An 18,297-nucleotide genomic window follows, 5' to 3' on the forward strand; every position below is an offset into this window, starting at 1 on the left:
GTCAGCGTGGACGCTCGGTAACGCAGGCCTCGGCAGCGCCAGTAGAGCGGTGCTCAGTAGCGCGGTACGGCGGGGTCCACCTGGGTGCTCCAGGCATCGATGCCGCCCACCAGGTTCCAGACGGCGTCGTAGCCGTGTTCCTGGATCAGCCAGCAGCCGAACTGCCAGCTGCGCACCCCCGCGTGGCAGAGCACGGCCACCGGAACGTCGCGCTGCAGCCGGGCGGGCAGGTCACCCAGCCACTCCTGGGAGCGGCTGAGGGGCAGATGGATCACCGGCAGGGGCAGACGGGCCAGCTCCAGCTCCTCGGATTCGCGCACGTCCACCAGCTGGATGGCCTCGCCGGCGGCCAGACGCTGCTGCAGGTCGCGGGCCTTGATGCTGATCGGCATGTCCACGGGCTGGTGTTCGGTGCAGGATGGGCGCATCCTGCTGCGTCTGCATGACGGCCTGCCTGGACGCATGAAAGCCCGTCCCTTCCTGGCGGTGGTGCTGGCGGTCACCCTGCTGTTGCTGGGCCTGGCCGCTGGTGCGGGCTGGCTTCTGTGGCAGCGCTCCCCCCTGCAGCTCCAGCGGCGCGCCCTGGTGGTGCCCAGCTCGGCCCGCTTCGTGCCGCGCACGGCCGCCCTGGGGCTGTTCCTGCTGAGCGATCCCCAGCAGCCCGTCGACTACGCCCGCGCCCAGGCGCCGGTCCGCCAGCGCCGCCAGGCCGCTGAGGCGGTGGCCCGGCTGCGCGACGGGGCCTTCGCGGCTGCCGGCCTCGACTACCCGGGGGAGCTGGCCAGCTGGCTCGGCGCCGAAACCGGTCTGGCCCTGGTGGCGAGTCAACCCGGCCAGCCCCCCGATGGCTGGCTGCTGGCCCTGCACAGCCGCGATGGCGACGGTGCCCGCCGCTTTCTGCAGCGCTTCTGGCAGACCCGCAGCCTCGCCGGCACGGATCTGCAGGTGTCGAGCTACCGCGGCATGGGAGTGATCAGTGGCCGGGGGGCCCTGCTGGGCAGCCAGCCCGTGCCGATCGCCACGGCCCTGATCGACGACGACCTCGTGCTGCTGGCCTCTGGGCGGGGCGTGCTGGAGCAGGCCCTCGACGTGTCGCAGATCGACGAACTCAACCTGGCGGCCGACCCCTCTTTCCGCCAGGCCGTGCAGCGCCTGGGCCGGGGCACCCTGCTCCTGCAGCTCCGGCCGGCTGGCCTGGAAGCGTGGCTGGGCCTGCCGGCCGCTGGGGGCGCAGCCAGGCCCTCCGCCCTGCCGCTGCAGTCGGGCACGCTGGCCCTGCGCCCCAGCGGTCGGCGGCTGGAGCTGGAGGCGCTGCTGGCGCTGACGCCCGAAGCATCCCCCCAGCTCGATCTGCAGGTGGTGCCCCAGGTTGAGCAGGCCGAGCCCGCAGATCTTGCATTGCGTACAGATCCCCCACCACCTGCCGATCCCGCGCAGCCGGTTCCGGCCGCCGCCCCAGTGCAGACCGCCTGGACCTCCCGCCTCGATCCGGCCCGGGCCGCTGCGCTGATGGCAGGGCTGCGGGGCGACCCCGACAGCCTGGCCCTGCTCCAGGATCCGGCACATTGGCCCGAAGCCTGGAACCAGCTGTTGCAACAGCTGTTGCAGCAACCTGAAGGCGGACCCCTGCCGGGTGCGGTGCTGGCGGCCGACGCGGGTCCGCTGCTCTGGAGCCAGGGACCCCAGGGCTGGCTGCTGGCCACCCCGGCCGATCAGCCCGAACCGGCAGCGCTGCAGCCTGCCCTGGACCAGCTGGGGTTGGTCACCGCCATGCTGCAGCGCCCAGATGGAGGCAGCCAGCAGGTGTGGACCCGGCTCGACGCCCAAGAGGGATCCGGACGCCAGCGTCGCAGCGGCCCCCAGCTCAGCGTCAGCCTGGCGGGAGCGCGGGAGCTGGAGTCCGACCAGGCGTGGTGGGGGCAGACCCTGGCCGTGCTGGAGCAACGGCGCCAGGGAGGCCCCGTTCCCCGGGATCGCTTGCGGGCCCTGGACGCCCTGGAGTTGCCCGAAGCGCCCCTGCAGTGGGCCAGCGGCCCTGAAACCGCCAGGGCCCGGTTGCGCCGCTGGCCGGTCTGGCGGCTGCTCAACAGCCTCGCGGGCCAACCCCTCGATGGCGGCGTGGACGGCTTGGCGCTGGGGCTGGAGCCGGAGTCTGGTGATGGCCTGCACCTCAGGCTGGACCTGGGTTTTGGCTGAGCTCTTGCTGCTGCGCCACGGCATCGCCGAGGAGCGTTGCCCCGGTCGGGACGATGGCCTGCGCCAGCTCACCCCCGAGGGGTGGCGGCGCACCCGGCAGGTGGTGGACCAGCTCAGCCGCCTCGGCCTGGGGGGCGATCGGCTCATCACCAGCCCCTTGGCCCGGGCTCGCCAGACGGCCGACATCGCCTTTGCGGCTGGGCTGGCAGCCAGCCTCGAGGCAAGCGAGGCCCTGGCTCCGGGCGGGGAGGCCCTGGCACTGCTGCTGGCTCGGCTGGAGGCTCAGGAAGCAGAGCAGCGGCTGTTGCTGGTGGGCCATGAGCCCGATCTCGGCGGCCTGGCGGCCCGGCTGATCGGTGCAGCCTGCGGCAGCATCGCCCTCAAGAAGGCCGGTGTGGCCCTGCTGCGCTGCTCCGATGCCGTGGCGCCCGGCTGTTGGCAACTGCGGCTGCTGATGGCTCCGAGGCAGCTCCTGTGCGAGCGGGCACGGCGCGAGGTCGGCCTCCAGCCGTAAGTTCTGGCCATTGGACCTCGAGGCATGGCTGAGCGCGTCACCACCAACCGTCCCGCTGGCGTCAGGGAGCAGTCCGCCGCGCCGCCCTTCCGTCCAGGTCTTGAGGGGGTGCCCGCCACCCAGTCGGCCATCTGCGATATCGACGGTCAGCGCGGGCGGCTCACCTACCGGGGCTTCAACGCCGAGACCCTGGTGGCCAACAGCTCCTTTCTGGAAACCACCTACCTGCTGATCTGGGGCGAGTTGCCCACCGCCGAAGGCCTGCGCCAGTTCGAGCAGGAGGTGCAGATGCACCGCCGGGTGAGCTTCCGCATCCGCGACATGATGAAGTGCTTCCCGGCCACCGGCCACCCGATGGATGCGTTGCAGAGCAGCGCGGCCTCCCTGGGCCTCTTCTATTCGCGGCGCGCCCTCGACAACCCCGAGTACATCACCGAGGCGGTGGTGCGGCTGATCGCCAAGATCCCCACCATGGTGGCGGCGTTCCAGCTGATCCGCAAAGGCCAGGACCCGATCCAGCCCCGCGACGACCTCGCCTTTGCCTCCAACATCCTCTACATGCTCATGGAGCGGGAGCCCGACCCGCTGGCGGCCCGCATCTTTGATGCCTGCCTGATCCTGCACGCCGAGCACAGCCTCAACGCCAGCACCTTCAGCGCCCGGGTGACGGCCAGCACCCTCACCGATCCCTACGCCGTGGTGGCCTCGGCGGTGGGCACGCTGGCCGGTCCCCTGCACGGCGGTGCCAACGAGGACGTGCTGGCCATGCTGGAAGCGATCGGCAGCGAGGACCGGGTGGGGCCCTGGCTCGACCGGGCCATCGCCGAGAAGCAGAAGATCATGGGCTTCGGTCACCGCGAATACAAGGTGAAGGACCCCCGCGCCGTGATCCTGCAGGGGCTGGCCGAGCAGCTGTTCGACCGCTTCGGCCACGATCCCCTCTACGACCTGGCCCGCAAGGTGGAGGAGGAGGCCAGCTCCCGGCTGGGCCCGAAGGGCATCTACCCCAACGTGGACTTCTATTCCGGCCTCGTGTATCGCAAGCTCGGCATCCCCCGCGATCTGTTCACCCCCGTCTTCGCCATCGCCCGCACGGCCGGTTGGCTGGCCCACTGGAAGGAGCAGCTTGGTGCAAACCGCATCTTCCGACCGTCGCAGATTTACACCGGGTCTGCACCACGTGAGTGGATCCCCCTGGAAGCCCGCTAAGTTGCTGCGATCTGAGACGCCGTCATGCTGAGCCCCTCAGGGCCAGGTCTGGCCTCGGTGCTGGGGCTCGTCCCGGCCACCGCCCTCCCACCTGGTCCTGGCCTTGATCTCGAGGCCAGTTTCGTTGCTCTGCTCCAGGGTCTGGGCCTCAGCCCGGGGGCCGCGCGCCTGCTCTGGCTGCCCCTGCCCATGCTGCTGGTGCTGGTCGCCGCCGTGGTGGGGGTGCTGGTGAACGTGTGGCTGGAGCGCAAGATCTCCGCCGCCGTGCAGCAGCGGATCGGCCCCGAATATGCCGGAGCCCTGGGGATGCTGCAGCCCATGGCCGATGGCCTCAAGCTGCTGTTCAAGGAAGACATCATTCCCGCCCGGGCCGACGGCCTGCTGTTCACCCTCGGCCCGGTGCTGGTGCTGATCCCGGTGATTCTCAGCTGGCTGGTGGTGCCCTTCGGCGAGCACCTGGTGATCAGCAATGTGGGGATCGGCATCTTCCTCTGGATTGCCCTGAGTTCCATCCAGCCGATCGGCCTGCTGATGAGCGGCTACGCCTCCAACAACAAGTACTCGCTGCTGGGTGGCCTGCGGGCGGCGGCCCAGTCGATCAGCTATGAAATTCCGCTAGCCCTGGCCGTGTTGGCCGTGGTGATGATGAGCAACTCGCTCAGCACCGTGGACATCGTGGCCCAGCAGAACGGGGCCGGCATCCTCAGCTGGAACATCTGGCGCCAGCCCGTGGGCTTCGTGATCTTCTGGATCTGCGTGCTGGCCGAATGCGAGCGCCTTCCCTTTGATCTCCCCGAGGCGGAGGAGGAACTGGTGGCTGGCTATCAGACCGAGTACGCCGGCATGAAGTTCGCCCTCTTCTATCTGGGCAGCTACATCAACCTGGTGCTCTCGGCCCTGCTGGTGTCGGTTCTCTACCTGGGGGGCTGGGGCTTCCCGCTGCCGGTGGAATGGCTGGCGGGCTGGCTGGGTCAGCCGATCGATGCGCCGCTGGTGCAGGTGATCACGGGGTCTGTGGGGATCGTGATGACCGTATTGAAGGCCTACCTGCTGGTGTTCCTGGCGATCCTGCTGCGCTGGACCACTCCCCGGGTGCGCATCGACCAACTCCTTGACCTGGGCTGGAAGTTCCTGCTGCCGATCGCCCTGGTCAACCTGCTCGTCACCGCTGGTCTCAAGCTGGCTTTCCCCGCCGTCTTCGGCGGCTGAGCCTTCAGCTTCGGCTCTCCTGAGTCATCATGGTCGTGCTTCGACCAGACCAGCCCCGTCGTCCAACCGCCTTCAAGCGCATGTTCGGGTTTCTCAAAAAAGTCGGCGACTACAGCCGCGATGCGGTGGGTGCCGCCCAATACATGACCCAGGGGCTGGCGGTCACCTTTGATCACCTGCGCCGCAGGCCGGTCACGGTGCAGTATCCCTACGAAAAGCTGATCCCCTCGGAGCGCTATCGCGGCCGCATTCATTTCGAGTTCGACAAGTGCATTGCCTGCGAAGTGTGCGTGAGGGTGTGCCCAATCAATCTGCCTGTGGTGGATTGGACGATGAACAAAGCCACCAAGAAAAAAGAGCTCAGTAATTATTCGATTGATTTCGGAGTTTGCATCTTCTGTGGCAACTGTGTGGAATACTGCCCCACCAACTGCCTCTCGATGACGGAGGAGTACGAGCTCTCCGCCTTTGACCGCCACAGCCTCAATTACGACAACGTGGCGCTCGGACGCCTGCCCACCAGCGTCACCAGCGACCCCGCTGTGGTGGCCCTGCGGGAGCTCGCCTACCTGCCCAAGGGAGAGATGGATCCCCACGGCGTGCCCGACACCACGCCTCGAGCGGGGCAGCTGCCTGAGCAGGTGCTCGCTGCGATGCCCGCCTCAGCCCCGGCCCCCAAGGACAAGCCCGCTTCGGAGAGTGACAGCTGATGACCATTGCCTCCAGCACCCAGTTCATCTGCTTCGCCATCCTCGCCAGCACCCTGGTGGCCGGAACCCTGGGCGTTGTGCTGCTGCCCAACATCGTTTATTCCGCCTTCCTGCTCGCTGGCGTCTTCCTCTCGGTGGCCGGGCTCTACCTGATGCTCAATGCCAGCTTCGTGGCCGCGGCCCAGGTGCTCGTGTACGTGGGCGCCGTGAACGTGTTGATCCTGTTCGCGATCATGCTGGTCAACAAGCGGGAGGATCTCTCCGTGATCAAGGGGCTGGCCCTGCGCCGGGGGCTGTCGGGCCTGGTCTGCGGCGGGCTGTTTGCCCTGCTCTTCCGGGTGGCTGTCACCACGCCCTGGAACCTGCCTGGTCCCACGCCGATCGGTGAGGAGGCCACCATCCGCATCGGTGAGCACCTCTTCTCCGACTATCTGCTGCCGTTTGAGCTCGCCTCCGTGCTGTTGCTGATGGCCATGATCGGTGCCATCGTCCTGGCCAGGCGCGATGTGTTCAGCTCCGATATCGCCACCGGTGAGGCTGCTGATCAGGAGCTGATCGAGCAGTCCCGTTATCCCCTGTTGCTCGACAAGTCGTCGTCCTGAGCTGGCCCGACCGGTCCACCCTCCGTCACCATCACCCCACCATGGAGCCCAGTCTTTCCGCCACGATTCCTCTTCAGGCCTACCTGGTGCTGGCGGCTCTGCTGTTCTGCGCCGGCGTGTGGGGGCTGATCAACAGCCGCAACGCGGTGCGGGTGCTGATGAGCATCGAGCTGATGCTGAATGCGGTGAACATCAACCTGATGGCCTTCTCCAGCTATCTCGATGGTGAGCTGATCCGCGGCCAGGTGTTCGCGATCTTCGTGATCACCGTGGCGGCTGCAGAGGCTGCGGTGGGTCTGGCGATCCTGCTCTCGCTCTACCGCAACCGCGAAACCGTGGACATGGAGCGTTTCAACCTCCTGCGCTGGTGATCCCTGAACTCTCCCCATGCGGCTCGATCGCATCTGGCTGATCGCCAGGGCCGGCAGCCAGGCTGCCCAGCGCCAGGCCCAGCGCTGTGCCCAGGACCTGCGCAGCCAGGGAGCCACCGTGACCATGGCCACCAGTGGCCCCGTCAACAACCCCTTCCCGGGACTGCTGGCCACCGAGCCTGAACTGCCGGATCTGGCCATCGTGCTGGGCGGCGATGGCACGGTGCTGGGAGCCGCCCGCCACCTGGCTCCTCTGGCCATTCCAATCCTCTGCTTCAACGTGGGCGGTCACCTGGCTTTCTCACCCACAACCGCAACCTGCTGCGTCTCGATGGCGAGGCCCCACGCCGCGGCACCGCCTCCGATGACCCGCGCAGCCTCTGGAGCATCCTGCGCGAGGACGCCTTCGCGGTGGAGCAGCGCATGATGCTGGAGGCCCACATCGACCGCGGTGATGGTGTCGAGGCGGCCGCGGAGCTGACCCATCTCGCCCTCAACGACGTCTATTTCCGTCCAGGCCTCGATGAACGCTCGCCCACCTGCGTGCTGGAGCTGGAGATCGATGGTGAGGTGGTGGACCAGTTCCGCGGCGATGGGCTGATCATCGCCACCCCCACCGGATCCACCGGTTACGCCATGGCGGCCGGTGGGCCGATCCTGCATCCCGGCATCGAGGCGATCGTGGTGACGCCGATCTGCCCGATCAGCCTCTCCAGCCGCGCCCTCGTGGTGCCCCCCCGGGCCCAGCTGTCGGTGTGGCCCCTGGGGGAGTCGAGTCGCCGGGTCAACCTCTGGCAGGACGGAGCCCAGGCCACCACCCTGGAGCCGGGTGACCGGGCCCTGGTGCAGCGCTCGGGCCATCCGGCGCTGATGCTCGTGCTGGAGCGCAGCCCGTCCTATTACCGCACCCTCACCCACAAGCTGCACTGGGCTGGCAGCCTGATTGCCGGCGAACCCTCCCACAACTGACCCCAGCCATGGCCCTGGAGATCGAGCGTCGGTTCCTGGTGCACGGTGACGAGTGGCGCCAGCACATCACTGGGCGAGACCATCTGTTGCAGGGCTACCTGGTGAGCGGCCCGGGTGGTCTCACCCTGCGGGTGCGCTCCAGCAGGGCGGAGGATGCGCTGGGGGGAGAGCCTGCCGAGGCCTGGCTCACCCTCAAGGCTCCGCTGGCGGCCGGCGGGGCTTCTGGTCTGCCTGGGGAAGTCCCGGGGCAGCCCGATGGCCTGGTGCGGCAGGAGTTCGAGTACGCCATCCCTCTCGCCGATGCCCAGGCCCTGCTGGCCCTGGCCCCCTTCCAGATCAGCAAGTGGCGCTACCACCTCGCCCTTCCCGGTGGTGACTGGGTGGTAGATGTGTTCGAAGCGGCCAATGCCCCCCTGGTGCTGGCGGAGGTGGAGCTGGCGTCGGCTGACCAGTTGCCCCCCCTGCCGCCCTGGTGCGCCCAGGAGGTGACCGGGCGCCACGAGCTCAGCAATGCCGCCCTGGCCCGCGAGCCCCTGCAGGCTTGGAGCCCTGAACGGCGCCGGAGCCTGCCGCACTGGCTGCACAGGGGGGCGGTGGCATCGGATACAATCAACAGACTTTCTTAAGGAGCTGGGCGTGCTCGGTCTCTACGACAGCCAGGGTGTGTTGCGCTTTGCTGGCCGGGACCGGGACGACTGTCTCGCCTACGCCGAGCTCTTCGCGCTGCCTGAGGACAGCTACAGCCTCGAGAGCGTGGCGGTGCTGGTGGGCGGCTCCCTTGCCAGCGCCCCCCGGGCTGCCTTGGCGGGGGTCTGAGGCTGGGACTCCCGAAACCCTGTGCGGGGTGCGGACTGCCCGCTCATGCCGAGACCTGCTCAGCTTTCCTCGTCAGGCTGATGCTCCAGTGAGCAGCAGTTGAAGCCATCACGGCAGATCTTGCCCCGATCCATCGCCCAGTTCAGCAGGGCCACGCGGTTTTTGGCGCCGGTCTTGGTGAAGATGTTGCTCACGTGGTTGTCCACGGTGCGCTTGCTGATCGTGAGCAGGCCCGCGATCTCCTGATTGGTGAGCCCTTCAGCCACCAGGGAGATGATTTCCAGTTCCCGCTCGGAGAGGTTGCGCTCCTGGGGCTGATGCTGCTGGAGCTCTCTGCCCATCTCCGCCAGGCCCATAGGCACTTCTTCACTCTAGGCAGGCCCCTGCCGCATGATGGGGCCTGCGATGGGAAGCTTGGCTTGCTGCTCCAACAGGCCCTGGCCAGCGGGCAACCGGCGATCACGGCTGAGGTCACTCCGCCGCGGGGAGGAGACCCCAGCCGCACCCTGGCCGCTGCCGCAGCCCTGCGCCATTGGGTGCACGCCATCAACGTGACCGACGGCAGCAGGGCAGTGATGCGGATGAGCAGCCTGGCTCTCTGCCGTCTGCTGCTGGACATCGGTCTGGAGCCCGTGCTGCAGATGGCCTGCCGTGATCGCAACCGCATTGCCCTTCAGGCCGATCTGCTGGGGGCCCACGCCCTCGGCCTGCGCAATCTGCTCTGCCTCACGGGGGATCCGGTGAGGGCTGGGGATCAGCCCGGCGCCCGGCCCGTGAATGAGCTCGAATCGGTGCGGCTGCTGCAGCTGGTGACCCAGCTGAATAGCGCTCAGGACCCGGTGAGTGGCCTGCTGCCGGATGGCGGCACCGCGTTCTTCGCCGGAGCGGCCGCCGACCCCCAGAGCCCCAGCTGGAGCGGCCTTCAGAGCCGCATGCGCCGCAAGCAGCGTGCCGGGGCCCGCTTTGTGCAGACCCAGATGGTGACGGATGCCACCGCCCTGCGCCGCTTCGTCGACGAGATCGCCGCCCCCCTGGGGCTGCCGGTGCTGGCCGGTGTGTTTCTGCTCAAGTCGGCGAAGAACGCGCTGTTCATCAACCGGGTGGTACCCGGAGCGAACATTCCCCAGCGCCTGATCGATCGTCTGGCCGCTGCGACCGATCCTGCGGCGGAAGGGGTGGCCATCGCTGCGGAACAGGTGGCCAGCTATCTGGAGATCGCCCAGGGGGTTCACGTGATGGCGATCAAGGCGGAAGCGCTCATCCCCAGAATCCTCGCCCAGGCCGGGCTGGCTCCGCTGCAGCCGGCTGCAGGGCTTGAGCACGGCGACCACGGCCTTTCGGCGGCTCCGCCTGCCCCTGCCGCTGTGGCCCTGGGCAGGGAGGTGTCGTCCTAGCCAGGGCCCCGCTGCGGCTGAACCAGGTCCTGGTTGAGGGTGAGATCGTTGCCCAGCAGTTCCGCCAGGGCCTTCTGCTGCGGACTCGGCGACAGCACGTCCTGTCGGCGGGCATCGGTGATCAGCCAGTCGAGGGCGGCCTCCTGGAGGTCGAAGTGATCGCCGTTGCGGTCCACGCAGTAGCGACCGAACACGAGCTTCTCGACCAGGCGTACGCCGGGACCGATGCGGGAGTAGTCGAAGATGATCGAGTTGTCGATCACGGCGCTTCGCAGATCTGACAGCTGGGGCCGATCATGGCCGGCCCGATGATCGTGGCACCGTCTTCGATGCGGGTCATGCCGCCCACGTAGATCGGCCCCTCCACCCTGATCCGATCCCAGTTGGCGGCCACATTCAGGCCGGTGTACACCCCAGGCCGCACTTCTTTGCCGGGGATCTGCACCTGCCGCACCTTGCCCTGGAGCACGCTGCGGATGGCCTGCCAGTAGTCGGGCACTTTGCCGATGTCCACCCACTCGAATTCCATCGGCAGGGCGTAGAAGGGCGCTCCAGCAGCCACCAGCTTCGGGAACAGATCCGAGCCGATGTCGAAGGGTTGGTTGCTGGGCACGAAATCGAGCACTTCCGGCTCGAAGATGTAGATGCCGGTGTTGATCATGTTGCTGGCGGCCTCCGCCAACGCAGGCTTCTCCTGGAAGGAGAGCACCCTGCCGCCGTCATCGGTCACCACCACGCCATAGCTGCTTACCTGATCGTTCGGCACCCGCTTGGTGACCAGGCTCGCCATCGCGCCCTTCTCACGATGCAGGCGCACGGCTTCGGTGAGGTCGAGATCGATCAGCGCATCGCCGCACAGCACCACGAAGGTGTCGTCGAAGAAGGTCTGAAAGTTCTGGATCTTCTTGAGGCCTCCAGCGGAGCCCAGGGCATCGCCGATCAGTTCACCGTCTTCGATGCGGCCTTCAAAGCTGTAGGCGATCTCCACCCCGAAGCGCTGGCCGTCGCGGAAGTAATTCTCGATCTCTTCTGCCAGGTGTGACACATTCACCATCACTTCGGTGAAGCCGTGCTGCCGCAGCAGCTCGAGCAGAAACTCCATCACGGGCTTCTGCAGGATGGGGATCATCGGCTTGGGAATGGTGTGCGTGATCGGCCGCACCCTTGTTCCTTTGCCAGCCGCCAGAATCATCGCCTTCATCTGGGCGTACTCACTGAGGTCGGGGGGCCCCACCTTACGCGCAGGATCAGGCCACCAGCTGCTCCACCCCTGCCGGGGGGGGCGGTCCTGCGGCTGAGAGCTGGGCCACGCTGCCGCCCAGGGCCTCCGCCGCGCAGCGCCGCAGGCTCAGGCAGGCGCCCAGGCCGCCGGGCTGCTCCAGGTCCACCTTGCCCTGGTGGCAGAGGAAGAGCAGGGCCCAGAACACCCCCACCCGATCCCGGTCCAGGTCATCGTCCGTCCCGGCCGGCTGGGGGGCTTCGGCCCAGGCGCCGACGAGCTCCTCGAAGTCGACCCAGTCGTGGGCTGGGTCCCAGCTCAGCATGAACTGGCTGAGGGCGGCGGTGGTCTCCGGCAGCTTCTCCCGGTGGGCCAGGTTCGTCACCTGGGCGATCGCCGCCCGATCGCTGTAGCGGTGGGGGCGGTGACGCTGACGGCTGGGGCCCGCTGGCTCCTGCTCCAGCCGCTCAGCGATCTCCTCCAGCTGGCGGATCAACTCGCCCAGCGTCACCGGGCGCTGCAGGGGTGGCGGCGCCACTGGGCGACGCCAGAGGTGGCGCTCCGGCCGTCGCGGCAGTTGCAGGGCAGGATCACCTCCCCAGTCGGCCCCCTCGGCGTCGAAGGCGGCGTCGAAATCGTCATCCAGCGGTTCCTCCAGGGGCAGGGTGCTGGCCTCGAGCAGCTCGGCTTTGAGGCTCACCAGCACCGAGGCGGCCAGGAAGGCCTCGCTGGCCTCCGCCAGGTCGTGCTCATAGCTGCCTCCCCGGCTGGCCCCAGCCGCTGAAACCAGCCGGGGCACGGTGATGCGCTGGCGCAGCTGATCCAGAAAGCCGTCGATCACGGCAATCACATCCACGTCCCAGGGATCGAGATCCCCCTGGACGGCCGCATCCTGCAAGAGCCGGATGGCCAGTCTGGCGCCGCCGTCTGCCAATCCCGTCCCGGTGGTCCAAAGGTCTGTCTCGGCACGCTACCGGCGTTGGCCATGCTCAACCACCCCGTTGGTAGCTCTCCTGATCAGGAGGCCAGGCTGGAGTCCTGCACGGCGGCCGTTTCGCCGGCGGCGGGCAGCAGGGCCAACTGGGCATCCACGGTGGCGCGGTAGCGGTGCAGGTCGTTCTCCAACTCCTGGATGCGCACCTGCTGGGCCTCGTACTCGCCCTGGGTCTGCAGGGCTTCCACCTTGCGCACCACCCCGGTCCACACCGCGAACACCCAGGCCGCTGTGGCGCCGATGCCGCCCACCACCAGCAGCAGCGCGGCCAGCGGCATGGTGGCGTTGAGACCCGGCAGGAAGTGCACGGTGGTGGCGGCCGTGTTCTCCAGGGTGAACATCACCGTGGCCAGGCCGAAGCTGAAGATCAGCAGGAAGTTCAGCTGTTTCATGTCGCTCCACCCCAGGGCGTGGGCGGCAGCTTACGCACAATTCCGATCGCCGTCACGGCTCAGGCCGGGGCTGCCGGCAGGGGCAGGGGAGGGGCCTGCAGCAGCTGCTGACGGATCAGGCGGCTGGCGGGCGGGGCGATCACCCTCGCCATGGCGTCGTTTTCCCGCAGTACCAGGGCCTCGATCGAGGCGCGGTAGCTGTCCGTCATGATCCGCGGATAGAGACCGATGCCGATGATGGGCACCAGCAGGCAGCTGATCACATAGATCTCGCGGGGCTCGGCATCCACCAGGTTGGTGTGGGAGGCCAGTTCGGCGTTCTCCTTGCCGAAGAAGATCTCGCGCAGCATCGACAGCAGGTAGATGGGGGTGAGAATGACGCCCACGGCCGCCAGGGCGGCGATCACCACCCGGAAGCTGAGGGTGTAGGCCTCGCTGGTGACGAAGCCCACGAAGACCATCAGCTCGGACACGAAACCACTCATGCCCGGCAGGGCCAGGGAGGCGAGGCTGCACACTGTCCAGAGGGCGAACATCTTGCGCATCTTCTGGCCCACGCCGCCCATCTCATCGAGCTGCAGGGTGTGGGTGCGGTCGTAGGTGGCACCCACCAGAAAGAAGAGACTGGCGCCGATCAGGCCATGGCTGATCATCTGCAGCATGGCGCCGCTGGTGCCCAGGTCGCTGAAGCTGCCGATGCCGATCAGCACGAAGCCCATGTGGCTGATCGAGCTGTAGGCGATCTTGCGCTTGAGGTTCCTCTGGGCGAAGGAGGTGAGGGCGGCGTAGATGATGTTCACCACCCCCAGCACCACCAGCAGGGGGGCGAACTGGGCATGGCCCTCGGGCAGCAGCTGCACGTTGAAGCGCAGCAGCGCATAGCCGCCCATCTTCAGCAGGATGCCGGCCAGCAGCATGTGCACCGGCGCCGTGGCCTCGCCGTGGGCATCCGGCAACCAGGTGTGCAGGGGCACGATCGGCAGCTTCACGCCGAAGGCGATCAGCAGGCCCGCGTAGCAGAGCACCTGGAATTTGGTGCCGAACTCCTTGGCCATCAGGGCCGTGTACTCGAAGCTCACGTCACCGCCGTAGAAGGCCATCGCCAGGCCCACGATCAGGATGAACAGGGAGCTGCCGGCGGTGTAGAGGATGAACTTGGTGGCGGCGTACTGGCGCTTCTTGCCGCCCCAGATGGCCAGCAGCAGGTACACCGGCAGCAGCTCCAGCTCCCAGGCCAGGAAGAACAGCAGCATGTCCTGCACGGCAAACACCGCGATCTGGCCGCCGTCCATGGCCAGCAGCAGGAAGTAGAAGAGCTTCGGCTTGAACGTCACCGGCCAGGCGGCCAGGGCGGCCAGGGCGGTGATGAAGCTGGTGAGCAGGATCAGCGGCATCGAGAGGCCGTCGGCACCCACCGACCAGGCCAGCCCCAGATCCGGCAGCCACTCCACCCGCTGCACCAGCTGCAGACCCTCCACGGAGGGGTCGTAGCCGTTGAGGTAGCCGGCCACCGTGATCAGGAAGGTGGTGAGGGCGATGCCGAGGGCGTACCAGCGCACCTGCTTGCCATCGCCCTTGTCGGGCACGAAGGGAATCAGCAGGGCCGCACCGATCGGGAACAGGATCGCGGCGCTGAGCCAGGGGAAAGGCACTGAAGGCAAGAGTTCCGTTGGGCGGAGTGTAGAAATGCCCGCTAGGTGAACACTCCTACGGTGGGGGGAGGCACACAGTCCGTAGGGCTGACGGGATCAGACGCAAGGCCGGCAGGCCATCGGCTCAGCCGAGCGAGCCGAACAGCACCACGAGGCCCACCACGCCCCCGAACACGATCAGGGCATAGAACTGGGCCCGGCCGGTCTCGAAGTACTTCAGCCCCTCGCCGCTGCCCAGGGTGACCAGGCCGGTGAGGTTCACCACCCCGTCCACCACCTTCGAGTCCACCTCCAGCACCGAGCGGGCCAGCTTGCGGCTGCCCTTCACGAACAGCTTCTCGTTGATGGCATCGAGATACCACTTGTTGGCCAGGAAGGCGTTCACGGCCGGGAAGCGGCCGGCCACGGCCTGGCCCAGGTCGATCTTGTGCAGGGCATAGGCGACCACCGCCAGGCCGATGCCGGCGCTGGAGATCGCCACCGACGCTCCCGCCAGAGGCAGAAACTCGCCCCAGCTGAACTGCGCCGCCATCTCGGCGGCCTCCTCCGGCTCCAGCAGGGCCGCAAAGCGGCTGTTCCAGGGGGTGCCCAGCAGGCCGATCAGCACCGAAGGCACCGCCAGCACGGCCAGGGGCAGGGCCATCTGCCAACCGGATTCGTGCGGATGCTCGGCGTGGGCGTGGCCGTGCTCGTCGCCCTCATTGGAGCCCCCACCGGCGGCGCTCAGAAGCTGGGTCTGCAGCGCGGCGTCGTTGCCGCGGAAGCTGCCCTCGAAGGTGAGGAAGTAGAGCCGGAACATGTAGAAGGCGGTCATCCCTGCGGTGATGAAGCCCATGGCCCAGAGCAGCGGGAAGCTGTTGAAGGCCTGGCCCAGGATCTCGTCCTTGCTCCAGAAGCCGGCCAGGGGAGGAATGCCGCTGATCGCCACGCAGCCGATCAGAAAGGTGGTGCTGGTCACGGGCATGAACCTGCGCAGCCCTCCCATCAGGCGCATGTCCTGGGCGAGCACGGGCTCGTGGCCCACCACCTCCTCCATGGCATGGATCACCGAGCCGGAGCCCAGGAACAGCATCGCCTTGAAGAAGGCGTGGGTCACCAGGTGGAACATGCCAGCCACCGGGGCGCCGCAGCCCATCGCCAGCATCATGTAGCCGAGCTGGCTCACGGTGCTGTAGGCCAGCCCCTTCTTGAGATCCATCTGGGTGAGGGCAATGGAGGCCCCCAGAAACAGGGTGATGGTGCCCACCACGGCGATCACCAGGTTCACCAGCGGGAAGGCGTCGTAGAGCGGCTGGAGCCGGGCCACCAGGAACACCCCAGCAGCCACCATGGTGGCGGCATGGATCAGGGCTGAGATCGGCGTGGGGCCCTCCATCGCATCGGGGAGCCACACGTGCAGGGGGAACTGGGCCGACTTGGCCATCGGCCCCATGAACACCAGCAGGCACAGGATCACCGCCACGCCCGCACTGATGGTGCCCGCCCCCACGGCTTCACTGAGGCGAGTGCCGATCTCCTCGAAACCGAAGCTGCCCGTGGCCCAGAACAGCCCCAGGATCCCCAGCAGCAGGCCGAAGTCGCCCACCCGGTTCACCACGAAGGCCTTCTGGGCGGCGTTGGCGGCTCCGTCGCGGTCGTACCAGAAGCCCACCAGCAGGTAGGAGCACATGCCCACCAGCTCCCAGAACACGTAGATCTCGAGCAGGTTGGGGCTGATCACCAGCCCCAGCATCGAGCTGCTGAACAGGGCCAAGTAGGTGAAGAAGCGCACATAGCCCTTGTCGTGGGCCATGTAGCCATCGGAATACACCATCACCAGCAGGGCGATGGTGGTGACCAGGGCCAGCATCACGGCGCCGAGGGGATCGACGCGGAAGCCCATCTGCAGGTTGAAGCTGCCGGCGCTGGCCCAGTTGAACAGGATCTCCGTGGGGCCCGCCCCTGAGAGCTGCTCCGCCAGCACGGCGAAGCTGAGCACGGCGGCAGCGCCCACGCAGCTGATCAGCAGCAGGGCGGCGGGTTTGCGCAGCCGGTTCACGGTGCGGTTGAAACTGATCAGACCCAGGCCCACCAGGCAGGCTCCTGCCAGGGGCAACACCGGGATCAACCAGGCGAGTTCAGCGGTTGAAGGCATCCGGCGGGCACGGGCTGGGCCGAGTGTAGGCAGTGCGCCCGGGAGCGCCGCTGCCGATGGGGGATTGCCAGCACGGCCTGGTGGTTTGGCCTCAGGCCAGCCAGTGCCCCAGGGCGGTGCGGGAAAAGGCCGTGGCCCCCACCCCGATGAAGCGGTGCGACCACCAGAACAGACCCACCGCGATCACGATGCCCAGCTGGGCCGGGCGCAGAAACTCCGACGCCACCAGGCGCTGGCGGCCGTCGAGCACGGCGCGGAAGGGCAGGATCGAGGTGCTGGCGCGCAGCTCCTCAAAGGCGGGGCCGAAGCGGTTGTGGAGGCGGCGGTCGCCGTTCCACACCGCGAACAGGTGGTGGGCGATCAGGCCGGCGCAGGTCACCAGGGTGAAGCTCGTGCCGATCCAGAGCAGGTGGGTGGCACACCAGAGCACCTGGCCCACGGCCTGGGGATGGCGGCTGACGCGGATGATCCCGGTGGCGTACAGCCGCACCTGGGGCTTCAGCAGCGCCGGGATCTCCAGCAGGTTGTAGGTGGCGGGATAGAGAAACAGGAAGCTGATCGCCGTTCCCACCCACACCACGGGCACGATCCAGGGCTGGGCCTGCAGGTCCCAGAGCCGCACGCCGTCGTAGCGGTGGGCCAGGAAGTAGCCCACCACCACCACCGCGGCAGGAATGCTGAGGGCGGCGAAGATCAGGCGCCAGGCCCGCTCACCGATGCGGGCCACGCCCCACTGGCGCAGGGAGGCGCCGCCGCTGTGCAGCACGGCGAAGGCCAGCAGCAGGGCCAGCATCACCCAGCTGGTGTGGTGAAGGGAGCTGGAGGCACGGGCCGAGGAAGTTGTGAAGCTGGCGATTCTGGCGTCCTGCAGGCCCCCTAGAGTCGCGGCTTGCACCCTGGTGCTGGCCGGCGGGCCCTATGGCTGATCTGCCTTTCACCCTTGACCAGCTCCGGATCCTGCGGGCGATCGCCAGTGAGGGCAGCTTCAAGAAGGCTGCCGACAGCCTCTATGTGACCCAGCCCGCCGTGAGTCTCCAGATCCAGAACCTGGAGAAGCAGCTCAGCGTGTCCCTGTTCGACCGTGGCGGCCGCAAGGCCCAGCTCACCGAGGCGGGGCATCTGCTGCTCAGTTACTGCGATCGGATCCTGAGCCAGTGCCAGGAGGCCTGCCGCGCCCTTGAGGACCTCCACAACCTCAAGGGGGGCTCCCTGCTGGTGGGTGCCAGCCAGACCACAGGCACCTATCTGATGCCGCGCATGATCGGGCTGTTCCGGCTGAAATACCCCGATGTGGCCGTGCAGCTGCAGGTGCACAGCACCCGGCGCACCGGCTGGAGCGTGGCCAACGGCCAGCTGGATCTCGCCATCATCGGCGGCGAGCTGCCCCCCGAACTCAACGAGCTGCTGCAGGTGGTGCCCTACGCCAGTGATGAACTGGCCCTGGTGCTCCCCACCAAGCATCCCCTCGCCCGCCTCCAGGAACTCACCAAGGAAGACCTCTACCGGCTGGGTTTTGTCTGTCTCGATGCCCAGTCCACCACCCGCAAGATGGTGGACCAGCTGCTGGCCCGCTCCGGCCTCGATCTGAGCCGCCTCAAGATCGAGATGGAACTGAACTCCTTCGAGGCGATCAAGAACGCCGTGCAGTCGGGCCTGGGGGCGGCTTTTCTGCCGGTGGTGTCGATCGAGAGGGAGCTCTCAGCCTCCACCCTGCATCGGGTGCAGGTGGCCGACCTGTCGGTGCGTCGCCAGCTCAAACTGATCAGCCACCCGGCCCGCTACTGCTCGAGGGCCTCGGAGGCCTTCCGGCAGGAGGTGCTGCCCGCCTTCGCCAGCCCCGACAGCCCCCTGCGCCGTCCGCTGCAGCAGCCTGCCCCTGAGGCCAGCCCCACGGCGGCCGCCACCTAGCGGCGGCT

General features: G+C 67.8%; 18 protein-coding genes and 2 pseudogenes. 12 read left to right on the forward strand and 8 right to left on the reverse strand.

Annotated elements, in window-relative coordinates; all coding sequences use genetic code 11:
* Nucleotides 1–53: 53 nt before the first annotated feature.
* Entirely contained in the window at nucleotides 54–392 is a 339-nt protein-coding gene (locus IQ220_RS11265; protein ID WP_225875744.1) for a rhodanese-like domain-containing protein, read from the reverse strand.
* Here IQ220_RS11265 and IQ220_RS11270 point away from each other — a divergent pair.
* The 10 genes and pseudogenes from IQ220_RS11270 (at nucleotide 391) to IQ220_RS11315 (ending at nucleotide 8,596) form a co-directional block, all read left to right on the forward strand.
* Nucleotides 391–2,196: a DUF3352 domain-containing protein gene (locus tag IQ220_RS11270; RefSeq protein ID WP_228009145.1), complete on the forward strand. Its 1,806-nt coding sequence runs from the start codon at nucleotides 391–393 to the stop codon at nucleotides 2,194–2,196. The two genes, IQ220_RS11265 and IQ220_RS11270, sit on opposite strands and share 2 nt — an antisense overlap.
* Nucleotides 2,189–2,710 carry a phosphohistidine phosphatase SixA gene (gene sixA / locus IQ220_RS11275; protein ID WP_225875746.1) on the forward strand — a complete coding sequence of 174 codons (522 nt, stop codon included), beginning with the start codon at nucleotides 2,189–2,191 and terminating at the stop codon, nucleotides 2,708–2,710. The genes IQ220_RS11270 and sixA overlap by 8 nt, the downstream gene beginning before the upstream one ends.
* Before the next feature lie 24 nt (nucleotides 2,711–2,734).
* Nucleotides 2,735–3,919 carry a citrate synthase gene (locus IQ220_RS11280; RefSeq protein ID WP_193915060.1) on the forward strand — a complete coding sequence of 395 codons (1,185 nt, stop codon included), beginning with the start codon at nucleotides 2,735–2,737 and terminating at the stop codon, nucleotides 3,917–3,919.
* Nucleotides 3,920–3,943: 24 nt separating this feature from the next.
* The gene (gene nuoH / locus IQ220_RS11285) at nucleotides 3,944–5,128 is read left to right on the forward strand and encodes an NADH-quinone oxidoreductase subunit NuoH (RefSeq protein ID WP_225875747.1); all 1,185 of its coding nucleotides are present in this window, start codon (nucleotides 3,944–3,946) and stop codon (nucleotides 5,126–5,128) included.
* A gap of 80 nt (nucleotides 5,129–5,208) precedes the next feature.
* Nucleotides 5,209–5,838, forward strand: a complete 630-nt coding sequence (gene ndhI / locus IQ220_RS11290; RefSeq protein ID WP_186700069.1) for an NAD(P)H-quinone oxidoreductase subunit I — start codon at nucleotides 5,209–5,211, stop codon at nucleotides 5,836–5,838.
* Nucleotides 5,838–6,440, forward strand: a complete 603-nt coding sequence (locus IQ220_RS11295) for an NADH-quinone oxidoreductase subunit J (RefSeq protein ID WP_193915062.1) — start codon at nucleotides 5,838–5,840, stop codon at nucleotides 6,438–6,440. Before ndhI ends, IQ220_RS11295 begins: the two co-directional genes overlap by 1 nt.
* A gap of 41 nt (nucleotides 6,441–6,481) precedes the next feature.
* A complete protein-coding gene (gene nuoK / locus IQ220_RS11300; RefSeq protein ID WP_186698373.1) occupies nucleotides 6,482–6,811 on the forward strand; it encodes an NADH-quinone oxidoreductase subunit NuoK in 330 nt (109 codons plus the stop codon).
* A 16-nt stretch (nucleotides 6,812–6,827) separates the two neighbouring features.
* Nucleotides 6,828–7,780: pseudogene (locus tag IQ220_RS11305) on the forward strand (NAD(+) kinase).
* 8 nt (nucleotides 7,781–7,788) lie between these two features.
* The gene (locus IQ220_RS11310) at nucleotides 7,789–8,406 is read left to right on the forward strand and encodes a CYTH domain-containing protein (RefSeq protein ID WP_193915064.1); all 618 of its coding nucleotides are present in this window, start codon (nucleotides 7,789–7,791) and stop codon (nucleotides 8,404–8,406) included.
* 10 nt (nucleotides 8,407–8,416) lie between these two features.
* Nucleotides 8,417–8,596 carry a hypothetical protein gene (locus tag IQ220_RS11315; RefSeq protein ID WP_186698379.1) on the forward strand — a complete coding sequence of 60 codons (180 nt, stop codon included), beginning with the start codon at nucleotides 8,417–8,419 and terminating at the stop codon, nucleotides 8,594–8,596.
* A gap of 59 nt (nucleotides 8,597–8,655) precedes the next feature.
* Here IQ220_RS11315 and IQ220_RS11320 read toward each other — a convergent pair whose 3' ends face one another.
* Complete coding sequence (locus IQ220_RS11320) at nucleotides 8,656–8,937, reverse strand: response regulator transcription factor (RefSeq protein WP_186698381.1); 282 nt, start codon at nucleotides 8,935–8,937, stop codon at nucleotides 8,656–8,658.
* Nucleotides 8,938–9,015: 78 nt separating this feature from the next.
* Here IQ220_RS11320 and IQ220_RS11325 point away from each other — a divergent pair, with 78 nt between their 5' ends.
* Nucleotides 9,016–9,990, forward strand: a complete 975-nt coding sequence (locus IQ220_RS11325) for a methylenetetrahydrofolate reductase (protein ID WP_228009146.1) — start codon at nucleotides 9,016–9,018, stop codon at nucleotides 9,988–9,990.
* On the opposite strand, the pseudogene IQ220_RS11330 reads toward IQ220_RS11325, so the two are convergent.
* The 6 genes and pseudogenes from IQ220_RS11330 to IQ220_RS11355 all read right to left on the reverse strand — a co-directional run bounded on the left by IQ220_RS11330 (nucleotide 9,987) and on the right by IQ220_RS11355 (nucleotide 17,174).
* Nucleotides 9,987–11,191: pseudogene (locus tag IQ220_RS11330) on the reverse strand (sugar phosphate nucleotidyltransferase). The gene IQ220_RS11325 and the pseudogene IQ220_RS11330 sit on opposite strands and share 4 nt — an antisense overlap.
* 46 nt (nucleotides 11,192–11,237) lie before the next feature.
* Nucleotides 11,238–12,143 carry a segregation/condensation protein A gene (locus IQ220_RS11335; RefSeq protein WP_186698385.1) on the reverse strand — a complete coding sequence of 302 codons (906 nt, stop codon included), beginning with the start codon at nucleotides 12,141–12,143 and terminating at the stop codon, nucleotides 11,238–11,240.
* 83 nt (nucleotides 12,144–12,226) lie between these two features.
* A complete protein-coding gene (locus IQ220_RS11340; RefSeq protein WP_193915068.1) occupies nucleotides 12,227–12,595 on the reverse strand; it encodes a LapA family protein in 369 nt (122 codons plus the stop codon).
* Between the two features lie 59 nt (nucleotides 12,596–12,654).
* On the reverse strand, nucleotides 12,655–14,247 hold the full coding sequence (locus IQ220_RS11345; protein WP_193915162.1) for an NAD(P)H-quinone oxidoreductase subunit 4: 1,593 nt from the start codon (nucleotides 14,245–14,247) through the stop codon (nucleotides 12,655–12,657).
* 124 nt (nucleotides 14,248–14,371) lie between these two features.
* A complete protein-coding gene (locus IQ220_RS11350) occupies nucleotides 14,372–16,381 on the reverse strand; it encodes an NAD(P)H-quinone oxidoreductase subunit 5 (protein ID WP_193915070.1) in 2,010 nt (669 codons plus the stop codon).
* A 91-nt stretch (nucleotides 16,382–16,472) separates the two neighbouring features.
* Nucleotides 16,473–17,174 carry an NnrU family protein gene (locus IQ220_RS11355; RefSeq protein ID WP_186700073.1) on the reverse strand — a complete coding sequence of 234 codons (702 nt, stop codon included), beginning with the start codon at nucleotides 17,172–17,174 and terminating at the stop codon, nucleotides 16,473–16,475.
* A 125-nt stretch (nucleotides 17,175–17,299) separates the two neighbouring features.
* On the opposite strand from IQ220_RS11355, the gene IQ220_RS11360 reads away from it, so the two are divergent.
* Nucleotides 17,300–18,289, forward strand: coding sequence for a LysR family transcriptional regulator (locus tag IQ220_RS11360; protein WP_186698392.1), 990 nt, complete (start codon nucleotides 17,300–17,302; stop codon nucleotides 18,287–18,289).
* Nucleotides 18,290–18,297: the final 8 nt, after the last annotated feature.

This window comes from Cyanobium sp. LEGE 06113 (genome assembly GCF_015207615.1).